We start from the raw sequence: 16876 nt of genomic DNA on the forward strand, positions 1-16876 counted from the left end.
ATCGGAGGGCGTCACAGCGACCCCAGACGCGTCGGACGGCGTCGCAGCCACACCAGGCACGTCGGACTGCGTCGCGGCGACACCAGACGCGGCGGAGGACGCCGGTTCGGCGGAGGTCTCGCGGCGGTGTCCGGGCATGGTGGGGACGTCCGAGCCCTCCACCTCGAAGCCCGCGTCGGCGATCATTTCGAGGTCGGTCTTCCCGGCCTGTCCCTCGCTGGTGAGGTAGTCGCCGAGGAAGATCGAGTTGACGATGTGCAGGGCGAGCGGTTGCAGGCTGCGCAGGTGGATCTCCCGGCCGCCGGAGAGCCGCACCTCCACGTCCGGGCAGACGAACCGGACCATCGCGAGGATGCGCAGGCAGCGTTGCGGCGTCAGCGACCACTGTCCGGCCAGCGGGGTCCCCTCGAACGGGATGAGGAAGTTGACGGGGACGGAGTCGACGTCCAGGCCGCGGAGAGCGAACGCGACGTCCACCAGGTCCTCGTCGGTCTCGCCCATGCCGGCGATGAGTCCCGAGCAGGGCGACAAACCTGCGTCCCGCGCCCGCTGGACCGTGTCGGCGCGGTCGCTGAAGTCGTGCGTGGTGCAGATGTCGGTGTACTGGCCCTCGGAGGTGTTCAGGTTGTGGTTGTAGGCGTGGGCGCCCGCGTCGCGCAGCCGCTCCCCCTGGCCTTCGCTGAGGAAGCCGAGGCATGCGCAAATCTCGACGTCCGGCTTGCGATCCTTGATGGCGGCGATGGTGTCGGCGACGCGACCGACGTCGCGGTCGGTCGGGCCGCGTCCGCTGGCGACGAGGCAGACGCGCTTGGCGCCCGCCGCCATCCCGGCCGCGGCGGCGTCGGCGGCCTCTTCGGGCTTCAACCAGGTGTAGGTGAGAATGTCGGCCTTGGAGCCGAGCCGCTGTGAACAGTAGGTGCAGTCCTCGGGGCACAGCCCGGACTTCAGATTGACCAGATAGTTGAGCTTGACGCGACGCCCGAACCAGTGGCGCCGGACGCGGCCCGCGGCGGCCACCACGTCGAGCAGGTCATCGTCGGAGGTCGCCAGTACCGCCAGCGCCTCCGCACGCGTCGGCGGTTCGCGCCGCAGTCCCTTGTCGGCCATCGTCTCAAGAAGGCTCATGGTGAATGATCCTCGCCTCGGCCGGGCACCGGGCCAAGGCGTAGGGCCCACAAACCCCGGCGGACGGCTTTGTAGACACCAGAAGTGGCCCGTGGTTTTCCTCCAGGAGTGGACCTTCAGGTGTGCCTCGGCGCGGCCTAGGTTCGCGACATGATTGTTTACGCCCAGCTCAGCGACATCCATCTGGACGGCGAGGAGCGCGCGGACGAGCGTGCCCGGCGCGTCATGACGCACTTGGACACTCTGCCGCTCGACGCCATTCTGCTGACCGGGGACATTGCCGACCACGGCGAGCCGACGGAGTACGAGCAGGCCCGCGAGGTGCTGAAATCGTCGCTCCCGATACTGACATGCCCCGGCAACCACGACCGGCGGCGCCCGTATCGGGAGGTGCTGCTGAGAGAATCACTAAAGGACGACCAGGACGACGACCGGGGCGACCAGGGCGACGACGCTCGCGGCGGCCGAGGCGGTGACCTGGGCGGCGGGCCGGGCCGTGGGGCGAACGGCGTCTCGGAGATCGGGCCGGTCAACCGTGTGCATGAGGTCGCCGGGGTGGTGTTCGCGATGTGCGATTCGACGGTCCCCGGGGAGGATCACGGTTTCCTGGACGAGGAGACGCTGGCCTGGTTGGACGCGACGCTCGGCGAACGGCCCGGCGCACCGGCATTCGTCTGTTTCCACCACCCGCCCGTCCCGCTGCATATTCCGTATGTGGACGCGATCCGGCAGTTCGGCGAGGATAGGTTGGCCGATGTCCTCGCTCGGCACCCGCAGGTCGTGGCCGTCCTGTGCGGGCATGCGCACACGTCCGCGGTGACCACGTTCGCCGGACGGCCTCTGCTCGTCGCGCCGGGTGTGGTGTCTACCCTTCGGTTGCCGGGCGAGGAGGGCATTGTCGATCTTGAGGCGCCCCCGGGCTACGCTCTGCACGTCCTGCACGATGATCGACGGTTGACCACGCACTACCGGACCGTCTGACCCACGAGGGCGATATCCGACTCACCGCGGTAAGCGGCCTTCTCATCGCGGGTAGCCGCCTTGCGGTCGTCGGCAGCACCCTTGCCGTCGGCGCTCCCTTGGCGGCGGGGCGGCGGGGCGGCGGCACCCTTGCCGTTGTCGGCTGTGCCCTTGCCCTCGGCGGCGGCACCTCACGACGTCGTCGGCAGTGCCCTTGACGTCGTTGGCAGCGCCCTCACGTAGGCGGCACGATCATGCGTACGGTGGGACGGCGGAGGTGGTGATGTGAGGCATCTCGGGATACTCGGGCACAGCGTCGAGGGTGCCGCGCTGTGTTTCCGGGCGTTCTGCCAGGAGGGCTTCCGCGAGCTGGGTCCGGACGAGCATCCGGACGTGACGCTCGACGTGATCGCGATGGCGCGCAGCATGCCCGACTGGGACGCGGGCGACCATGACCCGATCCGGCGGACACTGGGCGAGAGCGTGCGGCGGCTCGCCGCGGCGGGTGCGGACTTCTTCGTCTGTCCGGACAACACCGCACATATGGCGCTCGAACGTCCCGGTGACGACCTGGCCCTACCCGGCCTGCACATCGCCGAGGTGGTCGCCGACCGGGCGGCCCGCGACAAGCGGACGCGCGTCGGCGTTCTCGGCACGCGGTACACCATGGACGGCCCGGTCTATCCCCGAGAACTGGCGGCGCGCGGCATCGGATGCGAGTTCCCGGAGGCCGCCGATCGCGAAACCGTCAACGAAATCATTTTCGCCGAGCTAGTGAACGGGGTGTTCGGCGCGGATTCACGACGCGAATTCGTCCGGATCATCAAGAGGTTCGCGGAAAGCGGTTGTGACGCGGTCGCGCTCGTGTGCACGGAGATCCCGCTGCTGGTGAGGCCGGACGAGTCCCCGCTGCCGGTGCTCGACTCGACACGTCTGCTGGCGCACGCGGCGTTCGAGGTGGCCGCGGACCGCCGCGCCTTGCCGTCCTGGCGCGGCGGTCCTGTCGGCTCCTGAAGTCGTCTTCCGTTCCCGGCGCCGAACAAAGCCGGGAACGTCCGGAACAAGGGTTCTACGGACGTCTCGCGGGTCAGTTCCCCAGGCGTCTGGCCAGTGTCGGCAGCAGGCGGAGGGCGTTGCCGCGATTGACGGCGGCATGCGCCTTGGCGTTCAGCGTGGGGTCGTCGTCGAGGAGCTTGGCCGCCCGGGCGACCTCGGGCGCCAGGACCTGGGGCCAGTCGGTGCCGTAGAGCAGCTGCTTGTGACCGGTGGCGGCCAGCAGCGTCGGCGTCGAGTACGGCGATGCGGGCATCGCCGTGTCGTAGTAGAACCGCCGGACGGCGCGCCGGAACGCCTCGGGGTTCGGCCCCTCGCCCACCCGTCCGGCATGCTCGACACGTCCGCCGATGTAGGGAAGGAAGCCGCCCGCGTGGGAAAGGATCACCGACAACCGCTTGTGGCGGTCGAGAGTCCCCGCGCCGATGAGGCTGAGGGCCGTGCGGGTCGTGTCCAGCATGAAGTCGGCGATCCACTCCTCGATGCCCGGAACGGGACGCGCGTCCGCGAGGCCGACGGGATGGGTGAACACGACGGCGCTCCGCCTGTCCAGCTCGGCGAACAGCGGCTCGAACACCGGATCGCCCAGGTAGCGGCCGTCGGCGTTGGCCATCAGCAGGACCCCGTCGGCGCCGAGCTCGTCCAGCGCGTACGCGGCCTCCTTGACCGCCAGGTCGACGTGGAGCAGCGGGAGGTAGGCGAAGAACCCGAACCGGGTGGGGTGGTCCCGCACCAGCTCGGCCAGCGACTCGTTGAAGACGCGCGCGCCGGACGCGGCGAGTTCCCGGTCGCGGAACGCCGTGGGCGGCGCGGGGGCCGAGGCCACGCCCGTCTGGATGCCGACGGCGTCCATCGTGTCGAGGGTCTTCGCGAGATCCCAGTTGCCCCACCGCGGGCCGCCCTCGGGCGGCAGGAGGCCATGGTCGATGGCCCATCGCCGCATCGCGGGCGGGAGCGCGTGGTGGTGGGTGTCGATCCGGCCCCCGTGCGGCCCGTTCCCGGCGAAGGCGGACGGTCCCGGGCTCAGGCCGGCGACGGCGGCGGTCGCGGAGGCCAGGGCGGCCGTCCGGATCACACCGCGACGGCTCGGCCCGGTGGCCGCCTGCTCGTTCTCTTCGGCGCGCATGTCTCTCCCAGATGTCGGTTGGAGCCGCCCAAAAGGGAGTATACGAGACTGTCTCAGATGAGACTATACCATCCCGCTCTAAACTTGGCCGCGTGGACACCGAACCTCCGGGACGTGCGCCGACGGCGCTCGGCGATCCCCGATCCGACGACAAGGCACTGGGACTGCTGCTCGCCTCCGCGCACGAAGCCGCGCGGTCCTCGTTGAACGCCGAACTGCGCCCGCTCGGGATCGAGACCCGGCACTTCGGCATCCTGGTCACCCTCGACCGGGCGGGGCCGACCAGCCAGCGCGGGCTCGGGGCGCTGCTGGGGCTGGACAAGTCCGCCGTCGTCCGGATCATGGACGAACTGGAGCGGCTGGGCCTCGCCGTCCGCAAGCGCGCGGAACATGATCGGCGCGCCTACGCGATCGAGTTGACCACCGAGGGCCGCCGCTACGCGCGCACATCGGCGACGGCGGCGGACGAGGTGAGCGCCCGCCTGTTCGGCTGGCTCTCCCCCGCCGACCGGGATCGGCTGGTCACGCTGCTCACGGGCATCCTGACCCGTGCGGACGACGGTTCGACCGGGAACGAACCGAATCGCTCCTAGCCTTGGATGCGGAGGGAGCATTTCCCGGCCCTCCGGGGAGACGTTGACGGGCGTGGCCTCGGCCCATTGGCGCGCGCCTGCCAACCAGAACCGCCACCGCGCACATCAGAAACACCGGCACCGCCGCTTCCTCTCACCGGAAACCTGGCGGGACACCAGCACCAGCGGCACCGGACATGGCGCCCCCTTGGCAGGGCTGGCGAGGTCGCGCCCGTTCGCCGCCGACGCCGCGTCCACCATGCGAAAACGGACACCCGCCCACGGGGACGGTGCGGAGGAGACGAAAGGGCACCAGATGAACGATCGATTCAGGAGTCTGCACCGCGCGGACCACCCGCTCCTGCTGCCCAACGCCTGGGACTTCGCGACCGGCGCCGCGCTGGCCCAGGCCGGATTCCCCGCGATCGGGACGACGAGCCTCGGGGTCGCGGCGGCGGCCGGAAAGCCCGACGCGGCGGGCGGCACCCGCGCCGAGACGCTCGCACTGGGCCGCTCGCTCGCCCGGCTTCCCGTACCGGTCACCGTGGACATCGAAGGCGGGTTCTCCTCCCGTCCTGAGGACGTCGCGCGGCTGGTCGCCGAACTTGCCGGGTACGGCATCGCCGGGGTCAACCTGGAGGACGGACGCGCGGACGGAACACTGACTCCGCTCGACCACCAGATCGAGATCGTCCACGCGGTGAAGGAGGCTGCGCCCGAGGTGTTCCTCAACGCGCGCACCGACACGTTCTGGCTGGGCGGCGGCGAACCCGACCGCCCGGAGACGCTGCGCAGGGTGCGCGCCTATGCGGACGCGGGCGCGGACGGCGTGTTCGTCCCTGCCATCGTCGCCGAGGCCGACATTCGCGCCGTGCTGGACGCCGTGGACGTACCGCTCAACGTCCTGTTCATCCCGGGCAAGGCGGAGTACGCGCGGCTCGCGGAACTCGGCGTGCACCGCGTGAGCCTGGGGTCCCTGCTGTTCCGCAGGTCGCTCCAGGCCGCAGTCGTGGCCGCACTGGAAACCGTCGCCTCGGCTCCGTCCCTCCTGCACCCCACCGCCCCGCCCAATTCAGGAGCGAACGGTTCGGGCGCGAACGATTCAGCCGAGGACGGCTCCAGCGGTAACCGCTCCGGCGAGGCCGGTTCGGGCGGGGACGGTTCGGGCGAAATCGGCTCCGGCGAGGCGGCCGGGAGGAGCGGGACGGAGTTTCCCGTCCCGTCCTACCAGGACATCCAGAACCTTCTCGCACCGTAAACGACCGTCCCGGCGAACGACCTACCGCGAGCAAGGCCACTGACCAGCACCCGAACCCGGCCCGCAACACGACAACGCCTTGAGAGCCGGTGACGCAACACCCGAGACCTTGCGCCATGCGCGACCCGTCCAACGACCAAGCCGATCGCCCCGATCGCCCCCGCCTCACGAGCGGTAGGAAGCGAGGTCAGTCCCGGCGGGCGGCGACGGCCTTGCTGTGGGAGTCGACGGCGTCCTGCAGGAAGCGGGACGACTCCGCGAGCATGCCGCGTTCGCGTTCCTTGGCCAGCGCGGCGAGGCGGTGGAGCGGGACGACCGTCTGGGTGAAGCCGAGCGGCGTGTTCGACCGGATCATCGGAATCCGGTCGTAGGAGTCGGACAGGCCGAGGTCCTGGTAGCCCCAGCGGCTCGGCACCTCGCGCAGCATCGACTCGCCCAGGTAGCGGACGGCGCCCGACACGAACGGGTCGGTTCCGGCGACGATGACCGAGTCCCAGTCGGTGTGGCGTTCCAGGACGAGGGGCTCCAGCGCGTCCAGTGAGGCGGGCGAGAAGTCGAAGGGGAAGCCGTCGGGGAGGAACTCGGCGCGCCACCGGTCGAGCGCCTCGGCCATGCCGGACGTCCACTGGTCGAGGTACTCGCGAGCGGGCCCGCTCATGCGGGCGCGGTCGCTCTGCATGTACCACTCGGGGGAACCGAGCTCGGCCGTCGGCGGGTCGGCGCGCGGCGGTTTCACCCGGTCGAGGCCCTCCAGGTCAAGACCGAACTCATCGTGCAGGACCCGCGCCTGCGCGGGCGTCGCGAGGACGTACAGGTCGTCATCGTCGGGGTCCTCGCCGGGCAGCGCGTAGAACATCCGGGGATCGGTGCCGCCGGGTTCGAGGTCGTCGATGCACTCCATCACGGTCAGCAGATCGAGGTGCTCCCCGGACTCGTGCTCGACGACCCACCACACCGGCTCGCCGTCGCGCAGGAAATGCAGGCTCTCCTCGCCGTCCTCGTCCTCGACGAGCTCGACGTCGGCGACCGTCACGCCACCGCACTCGGCGGCGTTCTCCAGGATCTCGCGGTAGCCGTCCTCAAGGTCGTCGACGCTCCCGGCGTGCGCCCACACGACCAGGCCGCACCCGTCGAGGACGTCGAGGACGTCCGCCTCCTCAGGCTCGTCGTCGGGACCGGGCGGCGGCTCGCCGAGCGTGGCAAGCGCCGCAGCGGCCTCGTCCTCGGACGCCATGCCGAGCTCCACCAACCGGCCCGTCAGGCTCCGGTACGTCGTGTTGACCATGCCCGGATCATGCCAGGTCCCCCCGACATTCCGCGGTGTTTCCACCCGCTGTCCTCCAACTCACCACGTCCACGTCGCCAAGACGACGGTGCTAGGGGACGGCGTCTATTCCTCGGCGGGATCGGAGCCAGTGGGTCCGTTCGGCGGCGACGTAGGACGCTCCGTCCGGCCCGTCCGGACCCTCGTGCCAGGGGCGCATGCCCAGTTGCTCGGCGACGGCGGCCGAGGAGGCGCTGCTCGCGTCGATCTCGGCGGTGATGCGGCGCAGGCCGACGACCTCGAACGCGTAGCCGAGCACCGCGCGGGACGCCTCGACCGCGAGGCCCTGGCCCCACCGGTCCGGCTCCAGGCTGTAGAGGATCTCGACGTCGACGGCGCCGTCGGCGGGACCGTCGTGGCGGCGGAGGCCCGCCACGCCGACCAGCCGGGCGCCATGCGGCTCCGACAGCCGGTGCGGGTCGCCGAGACCGTGCCGGCCGGACAGGCCGGACAGACCGGGCGCGCTGGGACGCAGCGCCCACAGCCCGAAGCCCTCGATCGCGAAGTCCCGCTGGCTGGCGGCGATGATCCCGGTGACCTGGACGGGTGAGATGACCTGGTCGCCGAAGAGGTGACGCCGGACGAGCGGGCCCGTCCAGTGCGTGTGCAGGGCACGGTGGTCGCTCATGGAGACCGGGTGCAGGACGAGCCGCCCGGTCCGCAGCACGGCGCTCTTGGCCCGCGGTGTCTCGTTCCCAGGACCCAGTACCGCACTTCCAGTCCGCAGCGCCTCACTCATGCCCATCCTCCGGCCGCCGCTGGGGCCCGCCCTCCGGCGACCACCCATGCCCGCCTCCCGGCCGCCGCTCAGACCCACCTTCCGACGACCGCTCGGACCCGCCCTCCGACCGCCGCTCGGACCCGCCCTCCGACGACCGCTCGGACCCGCCCTCCGACCGCCGCTCGGACCCACCTTCCGACGACCACGCGGTCCCGCTCTCCGGTCGCCATCCGGACCCGCCCTCCGGCGACCATTCGGGTTCGGGATCGGGTGGCCATTCTGGCTGGGGCTCGCCGTCGGGCAGGCCCACCCGGAAGACCCGCAGGTGGAGGGCCAGCGTCGAGTAGTAGCCGACGAGGGTGACCAGCTCGACGACGGCGGCGCGGCCGAGTGTCGCCACCGCCTCGGTGAACACGGCGTCGCCGAGGTCGCGTTCGGTGGTGAGCTGCCGGACCGCCTCATACACCACGCGCTCGCGGACGTCGGCGAGCATCGGCGCGCGGCCCTCGCGCAGCGCGGCCATCTCGTCGTCGCCGAGACCGGCGCGGCGGCCGGTCCGCTCGTGGGCGTACCACTCGAAGTCCGAGCGCAGGTGCGCGGCGACGACGAGCGTCGCGATCTCCCGTTCCCGTTCGGTGAACGCGGTGCCGAAGCGCAGCGCGGCGCCGAGGTCCTGGAGCGGCAGCCCCACCGACGGGCTGTAGAGCATCGCGTTGAAGGGGCCGAGGAGCCGGCCCGCGTCGTCGACGAACCGGAACGCCGGACGGCCGTCCGCGCGGGGGCCGCCGGTCACGGCCTCGTAGACGGCCCGCTGCTCGTCGCCGAGCGAGCCGGGGTACAGCAGCGGCAGGCGCGTCCCGACCGGCTCGCGCCCGCGCCGACCGGCGGGGCGTCGATCGTTGACGGGCTCACCGTTCACGGGGTCGATCACTTACCGCACGCTAGGCCGTCGGCGCGGTCGCCTCAACCCCCGTCCGGAATGTGAAACCCCGCGCACACGAGGACATGGCGGTTACGTAACAGCGCACCGCTGCCGATGACAGGTGAAATGGCAGATGAATCCGACCTGGCCGATCGGCGGTACCGGCCGGAGCGGACCGGTCCCCTGGCAGGATGGGCCGGTGACCGGCATCTATGACGATCCCTGGGCGTATGAGCTGGCGTGCTCGTTCCGCGAGGTGCCCGCCGAGGTGGACGTGCTGCTCGCGTGGTGCGCCGAGCACCGTCCCGAGGACGCGGGTCCCGTCCGGACGGTGCTGGAGCTGGCCGCCGGGCCCGCCGAGCACGCCCGCGAGATGGCCCGCCGCGGCCTGGCCGCGACCGCGCTCGACCTGAACCCGGCGATGTGCGCCTACGCCGCCGCCGAGGCGGGACGCGCCGGAGTCGCGCTGGAGGTCGTCCAGGACGACATGACCCGGTTCGACCTGGGGCGACGCTTCGACCTGGTCGTGACGATGCTGGACTCCACGTCCCACCTGATGACGCTGGACGCGTTCGTCGCGCACCTGCGCCGCGTCGCCGCGCACCTGGCCCCGGGCGGCCTCTACGTCGTGGAGATGTCGCACCCGCGCGACCGGCTCGGCGGCGACGAGCCCAGCGTGAGCACGGGCTGGACCGTCGAACGCGACGGCGCCCGCGCCACGGTGCGCTGGGGCGAACCCACGGACCGGCTCGACCCGATCACCCAGATCTCCGACGACCAGGTCACGATGACGATCGAGGGCGACCGATCCGGGACCAGAGCCGGAGACAGAGCCGGGGGCGGTTCTGGGGAGGGAACCGGCGGGCGGGGACCGCGAGTGATCCGCGACGTCGTCCCCTACCGCTTCTGGACGGCCACTGAGGTGGACGCGGCGGTCCGGCTGGCGGGCGGGCTCGGCATCGTGGCCCAGTACGGCGACTTCGGGGCCGGTGAGGACGCCGTCCCCCTCACCGGCCCCGAAGCATGGCGCATGCTGACCGTCCTACGCCCCACTTGATCAGAGGCGCGATCCTGCTCGGCCAAAGCGCGATCCTGCCTCACCAGGCACGCGGCCCTGCTCGATCAGGTACGCGGGCCTTGCTCGATCAAGGCGCGATACCTCTCACTCAGAAGCGTGGTCATGCTCGGGCAGGAGCGGGATCGGGATTCGGCCTGGTCAGGGAGTGGGCGCCCAGCCCGGCATCGGATGCGCGGCGAGCAGCTCGCGGACCTGACCCGCGACCCGTTCGACGGCCGTCTCGTCCTGCTTTACGGTGGCCTGGACGACCTCGTCGATCCAGGCCGCGATCTGCGGCATCCGCTCCTCGGTCAGCCCGCGCGTGGTGATCGCCGCGGTGCCGAGGCGCAGGCCGGACGGGTCGAACGGCGTGCGGGGGTCGAACGGGACGGCGTTGTAGTTCAGCTCGATTCCGGCCCGGTCCAGGGCCTGGGCGGCGGGCTTGCCGGGGACGCCCTTGTTCGTGAGGTCGATCAGGATGAGGTGGTTGTCGGTACCTCCGGAGATCAGGTCGTAGCCGCGTTCCAGCAGCGCGGCGGCCAGCGCCTTGGCGTTCGCGACGATCTGCCGGGCGTATCCGGCGAACTCCGGTGCCGCCGCCTCCTTCAGGGCCACGGCGATCGCGGCCGTGGTGTGGTTGTGCGGGCCGCCCTGCAACCCGGGGAACACGGCCCGGTCGATCGCCTTGGCGTGCTCGCCGGTCGACATGATCATCGCGCCGCGCGGGCCGCGCAGGGTCTTGTGCGTGGTCGTGGAGATCACCTCGGCATGGCCCACGGGGGACGGGTGCGCGCCGCCCGCGATCAGTCCCGCGATGTGCGCGACGTCCGCGGCCAGGACGGCCCCCACCTCACGCGCGATCTCGGCGAACGCCGGGAAGTCGATCGTGCGCGGGATGGCGGTGCCGCCGCACCAGATGAGCTTCGGGCGCTCCTTGAGCGCGAGGTCGCGCACCTGGTCCATGTCGGTCAGGCCGGTGTCGGCGCGGACCTCGTAGCGGACCGGACGGAACCACTTGCCGGTAGCCGACACCGTCCAGCCGTGCGTGAGGTGGCCGCCCATCGGCAGCGACAGCCCCATCACCGTGTCGCCCGGCTCCAGGAACGCCATGTAGACGGCGAGGTTGGCGGGCGAACCCGAGTACGGCTGGACGTTGGCGTGCTCGACACCGAACAGCGCCTTCGCCCGGTCGATCGCCAGCAGCTCGACCGGGTCGACGTTCTGCTGGCCCTCGTAGTAGCGCCGTCCCGCGTACCCCTCGGAGTACTTGTTGGTCAGGACGGTACCGGTGGCCTCCAGCACGGCGGGCGAGACGTAGTTCTCCGACGCGATCAGCCGAATCTTCTCGAACTGGCGGCGGGCCTCCGCCTCGACCAGTCCGGCGATCTCGGGATCGCCGTCGCGCAGGTGTGGGATGGCGGGTTCGTGCATGACAGCCTCCGCGCTGCTCACGCCGGGACGCGTCGTACGGCCCCGACGAACGGGGACCCGTACACCCAGGCGCGCGGTGTGCGGACCGCTTTCGCTCCCCGGTGGTCGTCTCCACCTTGACTGCGCCAGTCGCGTGCCCGCCATCATAGCGACCCACCCGCCCCCGTCCCACGCCGTCACAGCCCCGCCCTTCCACCGGACCGCGCCTTCATCGGCTCGCGTCGTCCCCAGGCCGCACCTTCATCAAGCCGTACCATCAGCAGGCCGCACCTTCAGCAGAGCGGGCCTTCATCGGGTTGCGCCATCATCAACCCGCGCCTTCAGCAGGCCGCACCTTCAGCAGGCCGCACCTTCGGCGAGACGCACCTTCGGCGGGACGCGCTCTTATCAAGCTGCGACCTCGTCGTGTCCAGGGCAGCCGTCCCGTTCGGAGGGCTCTTTGCGGCCTGCGGATTTCTCGCTGGACGTGGGCGACGCCGTCCGGGCGGGCCAGGAGACGACGGTCAGGCCGCCGAGCAGCAGCAGTGAGCCCGCCGCGACCGGGGCCGCCATCCGTTCGCCGAGCACGGCGATGGCGAGGGCGGTGGCGACGAGTGGTTCGGCCAGGCTAAGCGTCCCGGCGGTCGCGGCGCTCACCCGGAGGAGGCCTGTGACGAAGAACATGTACGCGGCGGCCGTGGTCGCGATCCCGAGCCAGGCGACCAGGGCCACCGGACGGGGTGCCGCGAGGGCGGGCAGGCCGGTGAGCGTCCACGGCAGCAGGGCCGCGCCGCCGACGAGCAGTGTGACTGAGACCGCCGCCGTCATGCCGACGTCCCGTCCGGTCAGCTTCTTGGCCGAGACGGTGTAGACGCCGAAGCACGTCCCGGCGACCAGCCCGAGGCCGATGCCCGCCGGGTCGGCGTGGACGGACGGTCCGGGGACCGCCAGCAGGCCGACGCCGCCGACGGCGCAGGCGGTCCCGGCGCACCAGCGGCGGCTGAGCCCCGTGCCGAGGACGATCCGCTCGCACAGTCCGGTGGAGACGGGCGCCAGCCCGAACACGACGGCGGTCGCGACGGCGGCGCCGGTGCGGTCGACCGCGCCGAAGAACGACGCCTGGAACGTGCCGGTGGCGGTCGCGGCGGCGAGGAGCGGCGGCCATGCAGGGCGGCGCAGCGTCAGGAACGACCGCGGGTTCGTCATGAGCACCACGGCGGCGAGGACGAGCCCGCCGGTGATGATCCGTGCTCCCCCGACCGCGACGGGGCTCGCGGACGGCTCAGCGAGCACCTGCGCGGGACCCACGGTTCCCCAGAGGACGCCCGCGGCGAGCACCAGCAGCACCCCGGACGAGTTGTTCCGTCGGTTCATGGCTTGGACGCTAGGAGGAAATGCGGCGTGCTGCGTCTTTACCCGCGATTCCTTCGGCTCGACCCGCCCGAGCCGTGGTTCGTTCGCCCCGGTGGCCCGTCCACGAAGATCAACTGTAGGACGTTCGGCGGTCCGGGCGCTCGGACCGCGGAAGTTCGGACTGCTCGACGGGCTGGACGTACTCGAACACCACCGTCGTGCGGACGTCCACGAACTCCTTGCGGCGCGCCAGCCGGTCGAGGACGAAGTCGCGCAGGTACGCGGTGCTCGGGACCGCCACGTGGACCAGCAGGTCCTCGTTGCCCGTCACCACGTACACCCCGACCGACTCGGGCATCGAGGCCATGCTGTCGCGGGCCGACTCGATCGCCTCCCGGGACTGCGGCCGGATCCGGATCGAGATCAGCGCCTGGACGCTGCGGTCCAGCCGCTCCAGGTCGGCCACCGCGTGGAAGCCGGTGATGACGCCCCGGGCCCGCAGCGCCCGCGTGCGCTCCAGGGCGGTGGACGGGGCGATCCCGACCGCCTCGGCCAACTCGCGGTTCGTCTGGCGGCCGTCGCGTTGCAGCCGCCGCAGGATCGCCTGGTCCACCGCGTCCATCGAATGCCCCTCCCGCTCGGTGGGCGCCGAACTCCCGCGCGGGAAACGCGCCCCGGCACCCCGTCCTCCGAAGATTATTCGCCCCGGGCGAAGGGAGCCCTACCGGGGCATAGCCGACTCAGTAGGAGGAGGAGCAGGGAAGAGACAGGAAGCAGGAAAAAGCGCATGGCCCCGGGTGGGGGCCATGCGCCTAGGTGCGGGGCGGCAGGTCAGCTGCGGCCCGCGGCCTCCAGGGCCTTCTTGACGGCGGCGCGCTTCTGGCGGAGCTTGGCGAGCGCCTCTTCGAGGATGGCCTCGCCGTCCTCGTCGCTGCGCCGCTCCTTCACGTAGGCCAGGTGCGTCTTGTACGGCTCCGTCTTCGGCGGGGCCGGCGGGTTCTCCGAGTCCTGGCCCGCGGGGAACCCGCAACGCGGGCAGTCCCAGGTCTCGGGGACCGCGACGTCGGTCGCGAAGCTGGGGCGGGTCTCGTGCCGGTTGGCGCAATAGAAGGTCACCCAGACGCGGGGGGCGGCGTCGCCGCGCTCCGCCTCTCCCATCGGACCGGCCCCGACACGGCTGCCCCGAATCGCGTTGCCACTACCCACGGACTACTCCTCGCTCAGTTTGCCCTTGCCGCCCGTGACCTCCGAGGGCGGCGCGGCGCTCGTACATATGGTTCAGGCGGCTCAGCCGACGCCCTTGTGCTTGAACAGCAGCCCGAGCACGACGATCGAGGCGAACCAGAGCACGCCGACACCGACGGTCAGGCGGTCGAGGTTGCGCTCCACGACCGACGATCCGCCCAGGGACGAGTTGATCCCGCCGCCGAACATGTCGGACAGGCCACCACCCTTCCCCTTGTGCATCAGGACGAGGACCACCATCAGCAGGCTCGTGACGATGAGCACGATGGACGATGCGATGATCACAGTTCTTCAACGCCTTCTCTGGCCGGTCCCGCCGGGAGCGGGCTCGTCTGTCGTTAAGGACCTTGCCTGTCGTGCGGGTGCTACCTGCGTTCCAAGATCGGTCGGTGCTTCAAGATCGAACAGTGCTGGGTCGAACAGTGCTCGGGTCGAACGGTGCTACAGGATCGAACGGTGCTTCTGGGTCTGACGGTGGTGCAGGTCCGGTCCGCCGCTGGAGGCCGGGTGGCCTCCCGGCGGCGCTGCCGGCGGGCGGAGGGTCGAGCCGGACGGTTTACCCGTCCGGTACGAAGGGTACGACGAAGTCTCCCCTGGTACGGCAAGAACCCCCATGTGATACCGAATTGATCAGTTTGATCAGACGGGGAGTTCACGGTACCGGCAGATCTTGACGAACTCTCCCGGGTCCAGGCTGGCACCACCGACCAAAGCGCCGTCCACGTCGGGCTGCGCCATGATCCCGGCGATGTTCCCGCCCTTCACCGAGCCGCCGTACAGGATACGCGTCTGGTCGGCCACTCCGCCCTCGTAGAGCTCGGCGATTCGCGTCCTGACGGCGCCGCAGACCTCCTGGGCGTCCTTCGGGGTGGCGACCTCGCCGGTGCCGATCGCCCAGACCGGCTCGTAGGCGATCACGCTGCGCCGCACCTGCTCGGCGGTGAGCTTGTCGAGCGCGCCGTCCACCTGCTTCAGGACGTGCGGGACGTGCTCGCCGGCCTTGCGGACCTCCAGCCCCTCCCCCACGCACACGATCGGCGTGATGTCGGCGGCGAGGGCCGCCCTGGCCTTGGCGTTGACGAGCGCGTCGTCCTCGCCGTGGTACTGGCGGCGCTCGGAGTGCCCGACGGCGACGTAGGAGCAGCCGAGCTTGGCCAGCATCGACGCGGCGATCTCGCCGGTGTAGGCGCCGGAGGCGTGCTGGGAGACGTCCTGCGCGCCGTACTGGATCGCGAGGCGGTCGGCGTCGATCAGCGTCTGCACCGAGCGCAGGTCGGTGAACGGCGGGAGCACGACCACGTCGACGGCGTCGTGGTCGGCCTCCTTGAGCGCGAACGCCATCTTCTGGACGAGCAGGATCGCGTCCAGGTGGTTCTTGTTCATCTTCCAGTTGCCGGCCATCAGCGGCTTGCGGGAAGGGGTCACGGGGGCCATCGGTCAGTCCTCCAGGGCCTGCAGGCCGGGCAGCGTCCTGCCTTCGAGGTATTCGAGGCTGGCGCCGCCGCCGGTCGAGATGTAGGAGAAGGCGCCCTCGTCGAAGCCGAGGCGCCGGACGGCCGCGGCGGAGTCGCCGCCGCCGACAACGGTGAACGCGCGGGAGTCGATGAGGCCCTGGGCGACGGCGCGGGTGCCGTGCGCGTAGGGCTCCATCTCGAACACGCCCATGGGGCCGTTCCAGAACACGGTCCGCGCGTCGGCGAGGCGGGACGCGAACAGCTTGCCGGACTCGGGCCCGATGTCGAGGCCGAGCCGGTCGGCGGGGATCGCGTCGGCCGGGACGCTCGCGTACTCGGCGTCGGCGGAGAACGCGGTCGCGGCGACGATGTCGACGGGGAGGACGAACTCCACCCCGGTCTCCTCGGCGCGCCGCAGGTACTCGCGGACGGTGTCGAGCTGGTCTTCCTCAAGCAGGCTCTTGCCGACCTCGTGGCCCTGCGCCTTGAGGAAGGTGAAGACCATGCCGCCGCCGATCAGGATGCGGTCGGCCTTGCCGAGCAGGTTGTCGATCACGCCGAGCTTGTCGGACACCTTGGAGCCGCCGAGGACGACCGCGTAGGGGCGCTCGACGTCCTCGGTGAGCCGCCGCAGCACGCCGACCTCGGTGGCGATCAGCCCGCCGGCGGCGTGCGGGAGCCGCGCCGGGACGTCGTAGACGCTGGCGTGCTTGCGGTGCACGGCCCCGAACCCGTCGCCGACGTAGAGGTCGGCGAGGCCCGCGAGGCGGTCGGCGAACGCGCCGCGCTCGGCGTCGTCCTTGCTGGTCTCGCCCGGCTCGAAGCGCAGGTTCTCCAGCAGCGCGACATCGCCGTCGTCGAGGGCGTCGACGTTGAGGCGGGCGGAGTCCCCGACGACGTCGGCGGGGAACGCGACGCCCGCGTTGGTGCCGACGCCGGGGTCGAGGAGCTCGCCGAGCCTGGCCGCGACCGGCGCGAGCGACAGTTCGGGCTTAACCTCCCCCTTGGGACGGCCGAGGTGGGCGCAGACGATGACCCTGGCGCCCCTCGCCCGCAGCGCCTCGATCGTCGGCAGGCTGGCCCGGATCCGCCCGTCGTCGGTGATCCGCCCGTCCTCCAGCGGGACGTTCAGGTCCGAGCGGACGAGCACCCGCCGTCCGGCGACGTCGAGATCGTCAATGGTGCGCATCGGGTTGGAGTGTCCTTCCGGATACGGCCGCGCCGTGCCCTGCCGCCCGGAGGCGCGGGCCACGGCGCGGCCGGTGGCGCGGTCGGTGACTACGCGGTCGGTGACTA

At 71.3% G+C, this 16876-nt stretch carries 16 protein-coding genes, 1 pseudogene and 1 riboswitch; of the genes and pseudogenes, 5 read left to right on the plus strand and 12 right to left on the minus strand.

Annotation, left to right across the window (positions count from 1 at the left end):
- Window positions 1–117 precede the first annotated feature (117 nt).
- Window positions 118–1125, minus strand: a pseudogene (gene bioB / locus K2F47_RS38290) (biotin synthase BioB); the annotation flags it as partial.
- A gap of 150 nt (window positions 1126–1275) precedes the next feature.
- Here bioB and K2F47_RS38295 point away from each other — a divergent pair.
- Window positions 1276–2106 (plus strand): metallophosphoesterase, encoded by an 831-nt coding sequence (locus K2F47_RS38295; protein ID WP_242911154.1) that lies wholly within the window; start codon window positions 1276–1278, stop codon window positions 2104–2106.
- Between the two features lie 372 nt (window positions 2107–2478).
- Window positions 2479–3099 (plus strand): aspartate/glutamate racemase family protein, encoded by a 621-nt coding sequence (locus tag K2F47_RS38300; protein WP_242911155.1) that lies wholly within the window; start codon window positions 2479–2481, stop codon window positions 3097–3099.
- 73 nt (window positions 3100–3172) lie between these two features.
- Here K2F47_RS38300 and K2F47_RS38305 read toward each other — a convergent pair whose 3' ends face one another.
- A complete protein-coding gene (locus K2F47_RS38305; RefSeq protein ID WP_242911156.1) occupies window positions 3173–4264 on the minus strand; it encodes an amidohydrolase family protein in 1092 nt (363 codons plus the stop codon).
- A 92-nt stretch (window positions 4265–4356) separates the two neighbouring features.
- Here K2F47_RS38305 and K2F47_RS38310 point away from each other — a divergent pair, with 92 nt between their 5' ends.
- The gene (locus K2F47_RS38310; protein WP_242911157.1) at window positions 4357–4857 is read left to right on the plus strand and encodes a MarR family winged helix-turn-helix transcriptional regulator; all 501 of its coding nucleotides are present in this window, start codon (window positions 4357–4359) and stop codon (window positions 4855–4857) included.
- A 295-nt stretch (window positions 4858–5152) separates the two neighbouring features.
- The gene (locus K2F47_RS38315) at window positions 5153–6094 is read left to right on the plus strand and encodes an isocitrate lyase/PEP mutase family protein (protein WP_242911158.1); all 942 of its coding nucleotides are present in this window, start codon (window positions 5153–5155) and stop codon (window positions 6092–6094) included.
- A 187-nt stretch (window positions 6095–6281) separates the two neighbouring features.
- Here K2F47_RS38315 and K2F47_RS38320 read toward each other — a convergent pair whose 3' ends face one another.
- From K2F47_RS38320 to K2F47_RS38330, 3 genes are all read right to left on the minus strand, one after another.
- The gene (locus tag K2F47_RS38320; RefSeq protein ID WP_242911159.1) at window positions 6282–7379 is read right to left on the minus strand and encodes a hypothetical protein; all 1098 of its coding nucleotides are present in this window, start codon (window positions 7377–7379) and stop codon (window positions 6282–6284) included.
- A 91-nt stretch (window positions 7380–7470) separates the two neighbouring features.
- A complete protein-coding gene (locus K2F47_RS38325) occupies window positions 7471–8157 on the minus strand; it encodes a GNAT family N-acetyltransferase (RefSeq protein ID WP_242911160.1) in 687 nt (228 codons plus the stop codon).
- Window positions 8150–9070: a carboxymuconolactone decarboxylase family protein gene (locus K2F47_RS38330; RefSeq protein ID WP_242911161.1), complete on the minus strand. Its 921-nt coding sequence runs from the start codon at window positions 9068–9070 to the stop codon at window positions 8150–8152. The genes K2F47_RS38325 and K2F47_RS38330 overlap by 8 nt, the downstream gene beginning before the upstream one ends.
- Window positions 9071–9260: 190 nt before the next feature.
- On the opposite strand from K2F47_RS38330, the gene K2F47_RS38335 reads away from it, so the two are divergent.
- Entirely contained in the window at window positions 9261–10118 is an 858-nt protein-coding gene (locus K2F47_RS38335; RefSeq protein WP_242911162.1) for a class I SAM-dependent methyltransferase, read from the plus strand.
- Window positions 10119–10277: 159 nt separating this feature from the next.
- Here the strand turns inward: K2F47_RS38335 and glyA are convergent, their stop codons facing one another.
- The 7 genes from glyA to K2F47_RS38370 form a co-directional block, all read right to left on the minus strand.
- Entirely contained in the window at window positions 10278–11549 is a 1272-nt protein-coding gene (glyA, locus tag K2F47_RS38340) for a serine hydroxymethyltransferase (RefSeq protein ID WP_242911163.1), read from the minus strand.
- Window positions 11550–11605: 56 nt separating this feature from the next.
- Window positions 11606–11692: riboswitch (ZMP/ZTP riboswitch) on the minus strand.
- 244 nt (window positions 11693–11936) lie between these two features.
- Window positions 11937–12902 (minus strand): DMT family transporter, encoded by a 966-nt coding sequence (locus tag K2F47_RS38345; protein WP_242911164.1) that lies wholly within the window; start codon window positions 12900–12902, stop codon window positions 11937–11939.
- A 109-nt stretch (window positions 12903–13011) separates the two neighbouring features.
- Window positions 13012–13503, minus strand: coding sequence for an Lrp/AsnC family transcriptional regulator (locus K2F47_RS38350; RefSeq protein WP_242911165.1), 492 nt, complete (start codon window positions 13501–13503; stop codon window positions 13012–13014).
- A 209-nt stretch (window positions 13504–13712) separates the two neighbouring features.
- Window positions 13713–14087 carry an RNA polymerase-binding protein RbpA gene (locus K2F47_RS38355; protein ID WP_231333058.1) on the minus strand — a complete coding sequence of 125 codons (375 nt, stop codon included), beginning with the start codon at window positions 14085–14087 and terminating at the stop codon, window positions 13713–13715.
- Window positions 14088–14168: 81 nt separating this feature from the next.
- Window positions 14169–14411: a preprotein translocase subunit SecG gene (gene secG / locus K2F47_RS38360; RefSeq protein ID WP_214619154.1), complete on the minus strand. Its 243-nt coding sequence runs from the start codon at window positions 14409–14411 to the stop codon at window positions 14169–14171.
- Between the two features lie 354 nt (window positions 14412–14765).
- Window positions 14766–15560 (minus strand): triose-phosphate isomerase, encoded by a 795-nt coding sequence (tpiA, locus tag K2F47_RS38365; RefSeq protein ID WP_242911166.1) that lies wholly within the window; start codon window positions 15558–15560, stop codon window positions 14766–14768.
- A gap of 3 nt (window positions 15561–15563) precedes the next feature.
- On the minus strand, window positions 15564–16769 hold the full coding sequence (locus tag K2F47_RS38370; protein ID WP_242911167.1) for a phosphoglycerate kinase: 1206 nt from the start codon (window positions 16767–16769) through the stop codon (window positions 15564–15566).
- Window positions 16770–16876: the final 107 nt, after the last annotated feature.

The organism is Actinomadura terrae (genome assembly GCF_022751215.1).
Classification (GTDB): Bacteria; Actinomycetota; Actinomycetes; order Streptosporangiales; family Streptosporangiaceae; genus Spirillospora; species Spirillospora terrae.

Bases quoted from the DNA above. Each gene is read 5' to 3' on its own strand.
- K2F47_RS38295 (WP_242911154.1), top strand. From the start codon at position 1,276: ATGATTGTTTACGCCCAGCTCAGCGACATCCATCTGGACGGCGAGGAG.
- K2F47_RS38305 (WP_242911156.1), bottom strand. From the start codon at position 4,264: ATGCGCGCCGAAGAGAACGAGCAGGCGGCCACCGGGCCGAGCCGTCGC.
- K2F47_RS38315 (WP_242911158.1), top strand. From the start codon at position 5,153: ATGAACGATCGATTCAGGAGTCTGCACCGCGCGGACCACCCGCTCCTG.
- K2F47_RS38320 (WP_242911159.1), bottom strand. From the start codon at position 7,379: ATGGTCAACACGACGTACCGGAGCCTGACGGGCCGGTTGGTGGAGCTC.
- K2F47_RS38325 (WP_242911160.1), bottom strand. From the start codon at position 8,157: ATGAGTGAGGCGCTGCGGACTGGAAGTGCGGTACTGGGTCCTGGGAAC.
- glyA (WP_242911163.1), bottom strand. From the start codon at position 11,549: ATGCACGAACCCGCCATCCCACACCTGCGCGACGGCGATCCCGAGATC.
- K2F47_RS38345 (WP_242911164.1), bottom strand. From the start codon at position 12,902: ATGAACCGACGGAACAACTCGTCCGGGGTGCTGCTGGTGCTCGCCGCG.
- K2F47_RS38350 (WP_242911165.1), bottom strand. From the start codon at position 13,503: ATGGACGCGGTGGACCAGGCGATCCTGCGGCGGCTGCAACGCGACGGC.
- tpiA (WP_242911166.1), bottom strand. From the start codon at position 15,560: ATGGCCCCCGTGACCCCTTCCCGCAAGCCGCTGATGGCCGGCAACTGG.
- K2F47_RS38370 (WP_242911167.1), bottom strand. From the start codon at position 16,769: ATGCGCACCATTGACGATCTCGACGTCGCCGGACGGCGGGTGCTCGTC.